This is a genomic window from Microbispora sp. ATCC PTA-5024, assembly GCF_000511135.2.
Taxonomy (GTDB): Bacteria; Actinomycetota; Actinomycetes; order Streptosporangiales; family Streptosporangiaceae; genus Microbispora; species Microbispora corallina.
This window is the reverse complement of record NZ_KI866523.1, coordinates 1,131,467-1,143,895: the sequence shown is the minus strand read 5'-3', so window position 1 is coordinate 1,143,895 and position 12,429 is coordinate 1,131,467. Positions and strand designations below refer to the sequence as shown.

The 12,429-nt window shown below is 68.6% G+C and carries 8 protein-coding genes and 1 pseudogene; 8 read left to right on the top strand and 1 reads right to left on the bottom strand.

Annotation, left to right across the window (positions count from 1 at the left end):
• Positions 1-191, bottom strand: a pseudogene (locus tag MPTA5024_RS42310) (endo-1,4-beta-xylanase); the annotation flags it as partial.
• Between the two features lie 702 nt (positions 192-893).
• Here MPTA5024_RS42310 and MPTA5024_RS17855 point away from each other — a divergent pair.
• The 8 genes from MPTA5024_RS17855 to MPTA5024_RS17820 all read left to right on the top strand — a co-directional run bounded on the left by MPTA5024_RS17855 (position 894) and on the right by MPTA5024_RS17820 (position 12,419).
• Positions 894-2,042 carry an aromatic ring-hydroxylating oxygenase subunit alpha gene (locus tag MPTA5024_RS17855; RefSeq protein WP_036325189.1) on the top strand — a complete coding sequence of 383 codons (1,149 nt, stop codon included), beginning with the start codon at positions 894-896 and terminating at the stop codon, positions 2,040-2,042.
• Between the two features lie 632 nt (positions 2,043-2,674).
• On the top strand, positions 2,675-3,751 hold the full coding sequence (locus MPTA5024_RS17850; protein WP_198167212.1) for a ParB/RepB/Spo0J family partition protein: 1,077 nt from the start codon (positions 2,675-2,677) through the stop codon (positions 3,749-3,751).
• Positions 3,752-4,244: 493 nt separating this feature from the next.
• On the top strand, positions 4,245-4,994 hold the full coding sequence (locus MPTA5024_RS17845) for an alpha/beta fold hydrolase (protein WP_198167211.1): 750 nt from the start codon (positions 4,245-4,247) through the stop codon (positions 4,992-4,994).
• A gap of 138 nt (positions 4,995-5,132) precedes the next feature.
• Positions 5,133-5,816, top strand: coding sequence for a type 1 glutamine amidotransferase domain-containing protein (locus MPTA5024_RS17840; RefSeq protein ID WP_036325185.1), 684 nt, complete (start codon positions 5,133-5,135; stop codon positions 5,814-5,816).
• A gap of 216 nt (positions 5,817-6,032) precedes the next feature.
• Positions 6,033-6,728, top strand: coding sequence for a phosphoribosylanthranilate isomerase (locus tag MPTA5024_RS17835; protein ID WP_036325184.1), 696 nt, complete (start codon positions 6,033-6,035; stop codon positions 6,726-6,728).
• 5 nt (positions 6,729-6,733) lie between these two features.
• Positions 6,734-7,405, top strand: coding sequence for a uracil phosphoribosyltransferase (gene upp / locus MPTA5024_RS17830; protein ID WP_198167210.1), 672 nt, complete (start codon positions 6,734-6,736; stop codon positions 7,403-7,405).
• 79 nt (positions 7,406-7,484) lie between these two features.
• The gene (locus tag MPTA5024_RS17825) at positions 7,485-8,165 is read left to right on the top strand and encodes an NAD(P)H-dependent oxidoreductase (RefSeq protein ID WP_036325183.1); all 681 of its coding nucleotides are present in this window, start codon (positions 7,485-7,487) and stop codon (positions 8,163-8,165) included.
• A 183-nt stretch (positions 8,166-8,348) separates the two neighbouring features.
• A complete protein-coding gene (locus MPTA5024_RS17820; protein ID WP_198167209.1) occupies positions 8,349-12,419 on the top strand; it encodes an amino acid adenylation domain-containing protein in 4,071 nt (1,356 codons plus the stop codon).
• Positions 12,420-12,429 lie beyond the last annotated feature (10 nt).

Here is a 12,429-nt window from a genome sequence, read left to right as displayed (position 1 = left end):
AGCCTGCTGGAGCTGATCGCGGTGCCGAAGTACCGGCCGCTCTGCGCGGCCGCCGCACCCAGCGTGCTGGCCGCGGCGTCGGCGGGCACCGGCACCGTCAGCGCCGTCGTCACACCGAGCGCCCCCAGCGCGCCGGCGACCAGAGCCCGGCGCCACCGGGTTCCAGGCGAAGCAATGGCGTTTGCGCCCATGCCTGAGCCTCCATAACTGAATCACGAATACGGGGGGATGCGGGGGCGTCCCCCGCAGGCTTGACGCCGCGTCCCACCAGCGGGAACGCACACCACCAAGGCGTCGTGGACGGGGGCCCCCGCTGCCCGTGCACCACCACCCGGCAGCGGGGACCGCCTTGGAGAGTCAGTGTGGAAACCCGCCCGAAACTTGTCAACCGTTCTGGAAACTTTCGGCTGAGTTGTTCGTAGAACACGCGAAACCTGCATACAGAGCACGAGATTGGCGTTCCGAAAGTTTCTACATCCCTGGCATCAGCCGTCGACGATGGATGAAAGTTTCAGCACAGGCGACCACGCTGCCCGGTGAGGCTGTCGCGTCATGGCCAGATCGGCCACGCTCAGAGCCCGCGCGGCGGATGCCACCTCATATGAGGGCCCTTGACAGCGGCTCCGTCCCTCGTGTGTGCTCCGCCCCACACCACCTCCACCACCCCCGATGGAGAGGAGCTCGACCCGCGGACAGTGTGTGAACGTTAACAAACCGGCCGAAGCCGCCTGGTCATCACACCGGCCGCGTCGCGTCGGTGGGGCAGGACGCTCATACAGGGCCCAGAGGGCTTGAACCCCTACCAAAAGGATCATTACCCTCAATCTGGCCCAGACAGAACTCCCGTGCCGTCGCGCGCGACACCCGCTCGGACGGCATGCCCTGGAGGTACGGTGACACCGGATCCGATCCCCGCATTCGAGCACATATCGGCCGGCTATCACCCCGACCCCGCACTGTCGATGTCGTTGCACGCCGACGCCTACACGGATCCGGCATGGTTCGACGTCGACCAGCGGGCGATCTTCGCCCGGACCTGGCAGTGGCTGTGCCACGTGGAGAAGCTGCGGGAACCCGGCGGCTACGTGACGGGCACGGTGGCCGGCATGCCGATCGTGGCCGTCCGGGACGAGGCCGGCACGCTGCGGGCGTTCTACAACGTGTGCAAGCACCGGGCGCACGAACTGCTGTCCGGTTCCGGCGTCCGGCGCAGCATCGTGTGCCCGTACCACGCCTGGAACTTCGACCTGACCGGCCGGTTGAGGCGGGCGCGCAACACCGGCCAGATGCCCGGCTTCCACACCTCCGGGGTGTGCCTGGACCAGATCCAGGTCGCCGAGTTCGGTGGAATGGTCTACGTCAACCTCGACCCCGCCGCGGCCCCTCTGCGGGAGCAGGCCGGGAACCTCGAGGCGGAGATCGAGGCGCGGGCGCCGGACGTCGCCAAGCTGACCCTCGCCCGTCGGCTCACCTACGACATCGCCTCCAACTGGAAGAACGTCGTCGACAACTTCCTGGAGTGCTACCACTGCCACGTGGCGCACAAGGACTTCGTGTCCCTGGTCGACATGAGCACCTACAAGGTCACCACGTACGGGATCTACTCCAGCCACATGGCGCAGGCCGGGAAGACGGAGAACTCCGCCTACGACGTGTCCGGCGCGACGGTCACCGAGCACGCGGTCTGGTGGCTGTGGCCCAACACGTGCCTGCTGCGCTATCCCGGCCGCGGCAACTTCATGGTCCTGCAGATCATCCCGGACGGCCCGGAGCGGACCCGCGAGATCTGGGACTTCTATCTGGAGACCACGGAACCCGACGAGGCCGAACTGGACGGCATCCGGTACATCGACGAGGTCCTCCAGGTGGAGGACATCGCCCTGGTGGAGAGCGTCCAGCGCGGCATGCGCACCCCTGCGTTCACCCAAGGAAAGATCGTCTACGATCCCGACGGGTCGGGGCTGTCGGAGCACGCGGTCCATCACTTCCACGGGCTCGTCCTGGACGCGTACCGGCGCGAGCTCGAACGCTCCCGCACCTGACGGGCCGGGCGACCCCCACCGGTGCGTGAAGAACCGGCCAGGGGTGCTGGCTCAGTGTGGGAAGTTTCCGAAGCGGGGAACCCCTACGCTCCACGGGATCATTCGGCGTGCGGCTTGTCGTGCCCGGACAGGTGAAGAACGACCGAGCGAACAGCGGGCAGACATACGGCCTCCGGTCCTCGCCGCCGGACATCTTCTCGCGCCACCCTTCGCACGGCTGCCCGGTCCGTCGATAGGCGGAAACACAAATCCGATGTTACGGACCGCCCGCGGGCTCCAGGGGTTGACAATTCATATGTCGTACGTTAGGCGGCCTAGGGGACTTCAGAGGTTGACAAACCGTTGTACCGATTATCAAATCATCTCTTGGCAGCCAACCAACCGACCACTATGCGTACCGCGTTCATCACCAGTCGACACCTGGAGTGCGGGAGTGGGCTACCGCGGCGTTTTCCGACGCGCAGTGGGATGTGACGCGTTACCCGGCATGACGGGGTCATTGCGATGAAAGAAAGGCCGAACGGCAATTCATTCGACCATTCAGTCGGGTCGAGCCGGTCATATGCGGGGTCAAGAGATCGCGACGTGCTCATGTAATTCATAATCATGTCGGTTCATGAGGGGGAAGAACCTTGGCTGCGTGGACAGCGATGGAGTCGCCCGACGTGTCCAGCCCGAGAGGAAAGGAACGTGGCGAGGACTACCACTCCAGGCTCTCCGAGGTTGAGATCGTTCCCCTTCACTCCCTGCTCTCGGCGGACACGCCGCGCATCATGGGAGAGGACCCGCAGCACGTACGGCTGCTGTCCAGCCTGGAGACCGTGCTGCCCCCGCTGATCGTGCACCGTCCCACGATGCGGGTCGTGGACGGGATGCACCGGCTGCGGGCCGCGGCCTCGCGCGGTGACGCGAATATCCGCGTGCGGTTCTTCGACGGCGACGAGCACGACGCCTTCGTGATCGCCGTCAGGGAGAACAGCGCGCACGGCCTGCCGCTGTCGGCCGCCGATCGGGCCAGGGCCGCCGAGCGGATCGTCCGGTCGCATCCGCACTGGTCCGACCGCATGATCGCCGGGATCGCGGGGCTGTCCGCCCGGATGGTCGGCGACATCCGCCGCGCCGTGCTCTCCGGGAGTGCCCAGTCGACGGTCCGGCTGGGGAGCGACGGCCGCATCCGTCCGCTCGACGGTTCGGCCGGCCGGATCAGGGCGGCCGAGCTGATCGCGAAAGAGCCCGACGCCTCGCTGCGGTGGATCGCGCAGCAGGCGGGGATCTCACCGGGCACGGTCCGGGACGTCCGAAACCGTCTCAGACGCGGCGAGGGTCCCCTGCCGGATTCGATGCGGCGCGCCGACGAGCGGCCGGAGGCGACGCCGGGGGAACAGCCGGACCTGTCGGATGCCCCGCTCCCGGAGACCACGTCCGACCCGGGCGCGTCCCGGCCGTCCGGATCGGGAGGCGGCCGGTGCCGGACGTCGCCGTTGCACACGCTGATCAAGGACCCGGCACTGCGATCCGTGGAGGACGGCCGCCTCCTCCTCCGCATTCTCAGCGCGAGCGCGTCGCTTCCGTCGAACCGGCAGCAGTTGATCGAGGCCGTCCCGGAGCGCTGCGTCGAACTGGTCAGCCAGGCGGCCAAGGAGAACGCCGCGGCCTGGGCGGAGTTCGCCGAAGACCTCAGACGCAGGGCGGCGCGCCAGAGAGCGTGAGCGGGTGACCGCCGGCGCCCTGTGCAACCGCTGAGATTCAGCAGTTGCACAACGGCGACGTGGCGCCTGTGCGGGCCGGCGGCCGGTCCTGAACCGCCCCCGCACCCGTCCCCGCGCTCGCACTGATCCGGCGCCGCCGGCGTGCGCCGAGGGCTCGTCTTTCCACGTCGGCGTGGCTCCCCACCGGGCCGCCGCGTCGTATCCCCGTGTCCCAATATGCGGCACGGATGCCTGTTCAACCAGCAGCATCAGCGTTTGTTTGTACACCTTGTTAGTACGGCAAATCCCTCCTTATGCTCCTTTATCGGATGCGAGACTCGTTGCGGAGGAGACGACCAATACCTGTCGACTTCGCAGGACTGTCCGGCTGCCCGGGAATTGTCCTGTCCGCATAACAGACGGTTGTTATGCGGATAGTGCGGGACCGGAAATCACCTCACGACTCAGAAGGAGATGGTCAGTCATGCCTACGGTGTCGGTGGGAAACGCACGCGTGGAGTACACGGTTACCGGGTCGGGTCCGGTCCTGGTGCTGGTGCACGGCGTCGGCAAGGGCGGGCAGAGCGCATTCGGTCATCTCGTCGACCAGTTCGCCGAGCGCAACACGGTGATCGTGCCCGAGCTGTCCGGTAGCGAGGCGGCCGAGGACGACGGCGGCGACCTGACCGTCGAGGGGCTGGCCGAGGAAGTCTCCGCCGTGATCTCCGACTACGGCACCGAGCAGGTCGACCTGGTGGGCTTCTCCCTCGGCGGGGCGGTCGTGGCGGCCACGGCGGCCCTGCACCCCGAGCAGATCCGCAGGCTGATTCCGGTGGGCGGCCTGGTGGAGACCGACCAGTACATGCGGAACCTGATCGGCCTGACGCTGAGCCTCTCCGACAACCCGGTCGCGTTCGGGCGGGTCCTGACCACGACCGCGTTCAGCCCGAAGTACGTCAACAGCCTCGACAGCCTGGAGGAGGTCGACAAGCTCGGCGCGGAGCTCAGCCCGTCGCGGGGCAGGATCCGTCAGCTGGAGCTTCTCGTGCGCGTCGACATCCGGGGTCTCGTCGAGAAGGTCGAGGCGGAGACTCTCGTGGTCGCCCCCTACCCGGACGCCGCGGTCCCCACGGAGCACTCACGGCAGCTCCACGCCGCGATTCCGAACTCCTCCTACGTCGAGGTCGACAGCGGCCACATGGTGCTCTTCGAGAAGCCCGTCGAGTTCGTGAAGCTGGTCAACGAGTTCATCCACAGGCCCTGACCGCAGTCGCACCGTAGGCCCGCTTCGTGGGCGCGGCCCTTTCGGCGAGCACGACGTTCACGGGCCGCGCCCACGTTTACCCGCATCCACCGACACGCAGGTGCACGATCGGCCGACGAAGTGACAGCAGGAGGAGAAGTGGCCAAGATACTGCTCGCGGTCAGCAGCCATGACGTTCTGGGGGACACCGGCAACAGGACGGGCTACAGCGTTTCGGAGGCCGCCCATCCCTACCACGTCTTCACCTCCGCGGGTCACGAGGTGGACTTCGTGTCCGTGCGGGGCGGCGAACCGCCGGCCGTGATCTTCGACGGGGAGGAGAACGACCCGGACGTGGTCGGCTTCCTCGCCGACGAGACCGTGCGGGCGAAGCTCGCGGCGACCCGGCCGGCCGCGCAGGTGGCGTCGGGCGACTACTCGGCGATCTTCTACGTCGGCGGCCACGGAGCGATGTGGGACTTCCCGGAGTCGCCGGACCTCGCCCGGCTCGCCGTCGAGATCTACGAGCGCGGAGGCGTCGTCTCGGCCGTCTGCCACGGCCCGGCCGCTCTCGTCAACCTCCGGCTGTCGGACGGCTCCTACCTGGTGGACGGGAGGAGGGTGGCCTCCTTCACCAACGAGGAGGAGCAGTCCCTGGGCCTGGTCCACGTCATGCCCTTCCTCCTGGAGGACCGCCTGAAGGAACGCGGCGCCCTCCACACCAAGGCGCCGAACTACGTCTGCCACACCGAGAACGACGGCCGTGTGATCACGGGTCAGAACCCGGCGTCGGCCGCCCCCGTCGCGGAACTCGTCGTGAACGAGCTCAAGCAGGCCGGGTAGCCCGGCGAGAACGTGAGCGGACGAGGAGGCCGCCGGCGTTCCCGTTCGGCGAGCCCGTCCTGACGGCTCGCTCGGCTCCGCACACCACCACGTCTCCGGGTGTCACCGGGACACCGGCGCGGTTCCGCCTGCCGGAGCCGGGCTGGACCCGCGCGCCGTCCGGCCGCCCCGCCGCGAACGGCCGCGGTGAACAGCTGTCACAAGAGGGAGATCACCATGCACGGTTTGATCCAGGTTGCGGGAATCATCGACCAGGCCGAGGCGAACCTGATCATCGAGGAGGGCGCCGACTGGCTGGGCTTCGCGCTGCGGCTCCCCGCGAAGAACGAGGACCTCTCCGAGGCGGACGCGGCAGCGATCATCAAGGAGATCCAGCCGGAGCACAAGGGCGTCATCATCACATATCTGACCGATGCCGACGAGATCGCGGCGTTCTGCACCGAGATGGGCGTCGGCGCCATCCAGTTGCACGGCGACGTGACGCCCGCCGAGCTGCGCAGGCTGCGCGGCCTCGCCCCCGACCTGTACGTCCTGAAAAGCCTGGTGGTGAAGGCGGACAACATCGACGAGCTGTCCACGATCGTCGCGGACTCCGCCGAATGGGTGGACATGTTCATCACCGACAGCTTCAACCCGGCGACCGGCGCCAAGGGCGCGACGGGCCTGGTGCACGACTGGGGCATCAGCGCCGAACTGGTGCGGATCTCGCCGCGGCCGCTGATGCTGGCCGGCGGGCTGAACCCGGAGAACGTCGCGGAGGCGATCGAGCAGGTCCGCCCCGCCGCCGTGGACGCCCACACCGGCCTGGAGGACCCGGTCACCCGGCGGAAGGACCGGCTGAAGGTGCGCACGTTCGTCGCGGAGGCGCGCGCGGCCTTCGCCCGGACCGCCCCCGACGGCGCGCGGAGGTGAGCGGGATGACCGACACGACCACATCAGTCGAGGACGCGGTGCACCTGCTGCCGCAGACCAGTTACCTGCGCGCGCTGCACACGATCGTCCGCGACCGGCACGCGAAGCGCGACGACTTCGTCCTGAACGCGGGCCGGATCATTCGCAAGCTGATCGAGGCCGGCCTGGAACTGCTGCCGTTCGAGCCGTACGACGTGCAGACCCCGGTCGGACGGACCTACCACGGCCTGCGGGTCGGTCCGCAGATCTGCGGCGTGGCCGTCGCCCGAGCCGGCGAGAGCATGGAGGCGGAGCTGCGGGCGCTGGCGCCGGACGTCCGGATCGGCAAGATCCTGATCCAGCGCGACACGGTGACGAAGCTTCCGCACCTGTACTACGCGAAGCTGCCGCTGGACATCGCCCGCCGCCACGTGCTGCTGCTCGACCCCATGCTCGCCACCGGCGGCACCGCGCTGGCCGCGATCGAGGTCCTGCTCGGAGAGGGCGTGCCGGAGGAACACATCGTGTTCATCAACGTGCTCTCGGCACCGGAGGGCATCGCGGCCGTTCGCGAGCGCTATCCGAGCGTGCGGATGGTCACGTCGTCCATTGAGGAACGGCTGAACGAGAACGCCTACATGCTGCCCGGCATCGGCGACTTCGGCGACCGGTTCTTCGGGACCGACCTGGTGTCGTGACCCGCGCCGCCGCATGAAGGACAGCCAGGCCTGACCCGCGTCCCGACCGTACACAACGCCCGAAGGAGCACAACGACCCATGGCCACCCCAGACGCCGGCAGCGTCACCAAAGTCGCCATCGTCTACTACTCCGGAACCGGCAACGTCCACAAGCTCGCCACGGCCGCGGCCGAGGCGGCCGAGAAGGCCGGCGCGGAGACGCGCCTGCGCCGCGTGCCCGAGTACGTCGACGCGTCACTGGCGCCGGAGTTCACCGAATGGACGCAGGCGTGGTCGGAGCACGCCGAGTCGGTCAGGGACATCCCGGCCGCCGGCATCGACGACCTCGACTGGGCGGACGCGGTCCTGTGGGGCAGCCCCGGTCGTTTCGGTCTCATCGCCGCGCCGCTCAAGCACTTCATCGACCTGGCCTGGCCCCTGCACGCCCGCCGCGGGCTGGTCAACAAGGTCATGTCGTCGTTCACCTCGACCGGCTCCCCGCATGGCGGGCAGGAGAGCACGATCCTGTCGCTCAACAACGTCTTCTACCACTGGGGCGCGATCATCGTGGCGCCGGGCGTCGCCGACGACATCCAGCTCGCGCCGAGCAACGGCAACCCCTACGGGGTGAGCTCGGTCTCCGGCGCGAAGGCGGTCCCCGGGCGGCTCGCCGAGAACGTCACCGAGGACAACCTGGGCGCGATCGCCTACCAGACCCGCAGGGTGATCGAGATCGCCACCGCGTTGCGCCACGGCCTCGCCCTGAATTCGCCGGAGTGACCGCCCGCGATTCCTCCACCTGATCCCGCCCTGTCGCCCGTTCCGCGCGGCGTGGAGCGGGTCCGTCCCGGGGTGGAGCGGGTCCGTCCCGGGGTGGAGCGGGTCCGTCCCGGGGTGCCGAGCCGGGCGTGAACCGGTCGCCGTTCCCGAAAGATCGACCGATTGCCACGTATGGGGGGACAAGTGAAACCGCTCATTGAGGCGAGACGGAACCCGTTCGCGCCCACCTGTCTTCCTGACTTCCTTCAGGAGGAAGCCCGGCTGCGGCCGGACGACACGGCCGTCGTGTACGGCGAACAGCACCTGACCTACCGTGAGCTCGTCCGGCGCAGCTCCGAGCTCTCCGGTTGCCTCGAACACCTCGGCGTGGCCGCCGACGACTGCGTCGGCCTGTTCGTCGAGCCGTCGATGGACCTGATGATCGGCGCCTGGGGAATCCTGCTCGCGGGCGGCGCCTACCTGCCGCTGTCACCGGAGTACCCGGAGGAGCGGCTCCGCTACATGATCGAGGACTCCGGCGCCGCGGTCGTGGTGACGCAGAACGAGCTCGTGAGCCGGCTCAGGGCGCTCGCACCCGAGGGCACGACGATCGTCACCCTGGAGGACGCCGAAGGCTTCGCCCCGGCCGGCACCCGCCCCGCCCCGGACGACCTGGCGTACGTCATCTACACCTCCGGCAGCACCGGCAGGCCGAAGGGCGTGATGATCGAGCACCGCAGCATCGTCAGCCAGATGCGCTGGCTCGCGGCGGCGTACGGGCTGAACCCCGAGAAGGTCCTGCTGCAGAAGACCCCCATGAGCTTCGACGCGGCGCAGTGGGAGATCCTCGCTCCCGCGTTCGGAGCGGTCGTCGTGATGGGCACCCCGGGGATCTACCGGGACGCCGAGCAGGTGATCCGCACCATCAACGCCCATGGCGTGACCATGCTGCAGTGCGTTCCCACGTTGCTCCAGGCGCTGCTGGACACCGAGGAGCTGCACACGTGCACGTCGCTCACCCAGATCTTCACCGGTGGTGAGGCGCTGTCGAGGCGGCTCGCCCAGGCCTGCCTCGACACGCTGCCGTGGTGCGAGCTGATCAACCTGTACGGGCCGACCGAGTGCACGATCAACTCGTCGGCGTACACCGTCGACCGCGCCACCGTCGGCGAGGCCCCGAACGCGATCTCGATCGGCGCCCCGGTCGACCACACGGAGTACCACCTCCTCGACCGCGACATGTCCGAGGTGGCCGTCGGCGAGGTCGGGGAGCTGTACATCGGGGGCGTCCAGGTCGCCCGCGGCTACCTGCACCGGCCCGAGCTGACGGCGGAGCGGTTCGTGGAGAACCGGTTCGGCGAGGGCAGGCTGTTCAAGACCGGCGACCTCGCCTACCGGAACGCCGACGGCACGGTGCAGTTCGTCGGCCGGGCGGACAACCAGGTGAAACTGCGCGGCTTCCGGGTCGAGCTCGACGAGATCAAGCTCGCGATCGAGGCTCACGACTGGGTCAAGCACGCCGCGGTCATCGTGAAGAACGACCAGCACAGCGGCTTCCAGAACCTCATCGCCTGCGTCGAGCTGAACCCCAGGGAAGCGGCCCTGATGGACCAGGGCAACCACGGCGCGCACCACCAGTCCAAGGAGAGCAGACTCCAGGTCAGGGCGCAGCTGTCCAACCCCGGGGTCCGGGACGACGAGGACCTGGCCGGCAGGCCCGTGGTCGACCTGCCGGGGAAGACGGCCACGGAGGCGCAGCGGCGGCAGGCGTTCGCGCGCAAGACCTACCGGTTCTACGAGGGCGGCGAGGTCACCAAGGCCGACATCCTCCGGCTCCTCGAACGGCGGGCCGAGCAGCAGGTCTCCGGCGTCGGCTCGCGCGGCCTGGCCGAGGTCGGCGTCGGCGAGCTGGGCCGGATCCTGCGCCACTTCGGGCAGCACCTGAGCTCGGAACGACTGCTGCCGAAGTACGCGTACGCCTCGCCCGGCGCGCTGTACGCCACCCAGCTGTACCTGGAGATCACGGGGATCGGCGACCTCCCGCCGGGGACGTACTACTACCACCCGGTCGACCACCGGCTGGTGCTGATCACCGAGGCGGCCGGCGCGGCCGGGCCGGCGGTGAAGCTGCACTTCATCGGCAAGAGGCGGGCGATCGAGCCGGTCTACAAGAACAACATCCAGGAAGTGCTGGAGATCGAGGCCGGGCACATGGTCGGCCTGTTCGAGGAGATCCTGCCGGCGTACGGTCTCGACATCGCCGACCGGGAGTACGCGCCGGCCGTGAAGGACGACCTGGAGGTGGCCGGCGAGGACCACTACATCGGCACGTTCGAGCTGGTCCCGTACGCCGGGCCGCGCCCGGACGAGGTCGACGTGTACGTCCAGGCCCACCCCGGGAAGGTCGCCGACCTGCCGGCCGGCCAGTACGCCTACGAAGGCGGCCGGCTCGTGCCGATCTCCCCCGAGCTCATCCTGCGCAAGCAGGTCATCGCCATCAACCAGGCGGTGTACGACCGGGCGAACATCGGGATCTCGCTGGTCAGCCGGACCGACCGGGAGTGGCGGCGGTACGTCGACCTGGGCCGCGCGCTCCAGCGCCTGTCGATGAACGACCTCGACTTCGGGTTCATGTCGTCCGGGTACAGCTCGAAGACCGGCGACGACCTGCCCTCCGCCCGACGGATCGACGCCGTCCTGCGCGACCTCGGCAGGCCCACCGGTCCGTCGTACTTCTTCGTGGGCGGCCGGGTGAGCGACGAACAGCGGCGGCACGAGGGCATGAAGGAAGACTCCGTGCACATGCGGGGCCCGGTGGAGATGATCAGGGACGACCTGATCAAACTCCTGCCGGAGTACATGATCCCCAACAAGGTCGTGATCTTCGACGAGCTGCCGACCACCGCCAACGGCAAGATCGACGCCGCCGCGCTCGTCGCGTCCGACCGGACCGACGTGGGCAGGGACGACCGCCCCTTCATCGCGCCCCGCACCACCGTCGAACGCCGCATCGCCGAGATGTGGAAGAAGCTGATGAAGCGGGAGACCGTCTCGGTGCAGGACGACTTCTTCGTCTCCGGCGGCAACTCCGTGATCGCGATCGGGCTGATCAACAAGATCAACCGGGAGCTGGGGGCGTCGCTGCCGTCACAGGCGTTGTTCCAGTCCCCCACCGTCGAGGCGCTGGCCCGGCGGGTGTCCGGGGTGGACGTGGAGGAGACCTCCCGGCTGGTTCCACTGCAGCCCGCGGGGCCGGGCAGGCCGATCTACTGCTGGCCCGGCCTCGGCGGCTACCCGATGAACCTGCGGCTGCTGGCCGGGACGATGGGCACGGACAGGCCGTTCTACGGGGTGCAGGCACAGGGCGTCAACGAGGGCGAGGTCCCCCACCCGACGATCAGGGACATGGCGGCCGAGGACGTCGAGGCCATCGTGCAGGTGCAGCCGGAGGGCCCGTACACGTTGTGGGGCTACTCCTTCGGCGCGCGGGTCGCCTTCGAGACCGCCTACCAGCTGGAGCAGCGGGGTGAGCGGGTCGACCACCTCTTCCTGATCGCCCCCGGCTCGCCCAGGGTGAGCTCGGACGGCGAGCAGCAGGAACGGGTCGCCGGCTACGCCAGCAAGGCGTACGTGACGATCCTCTTTTCGGTCTTCGCGGGCACGACCAGTGGTCCCCTGCTCGACCGGTGCCTCGCCGCGGCCGAGGACGACGAGAGCTTCGCCGCCTTCATCAGCGAGAACGTCGCGAACCTCGACGTCGACCTGGTCCGCCGGATCATGCGGATCGTGGCCACGACGTTCGAGTTCAGCTACACGTTCCGCGAGCTGAGCGAACGACGGATCGCCGCGCCCATCACCGTCTTCAAGGCGCGGGGAGACGACTACTCGTTCCTGGACGGCAGCCGCGGCTATTCGAGGTCGGCGCCGACCGTCGTCGAGCTTCAGGCCGACCACTACTCGCTGCTCAAAGCACCGGACATCGACGAGCTCGCAACCGCCGTCCGCCGGCGCCTCGACACCCAGGAGGAAACCGTCATGCCACACGTCAACATCAAGCACTTCCCGGTGCCGCTCACCGACGAGCAGAAGTCCGAGCTCGTCTCGGCCGTGACCAGGGCGCTGACCGACGCCTTCGGCTGCGACGAGGGCGCGGTGTCGATCGCCTTCGAGCCGATCGACAAGGAGGTCTGGAACGAGAAGGTCTACTTCCCCGAGATCGTCGACCGCAGGGACATCCTCAGCAAGCTGCCGGACTACGGCCCCGAGGCCAACTGAGGCGATGGCG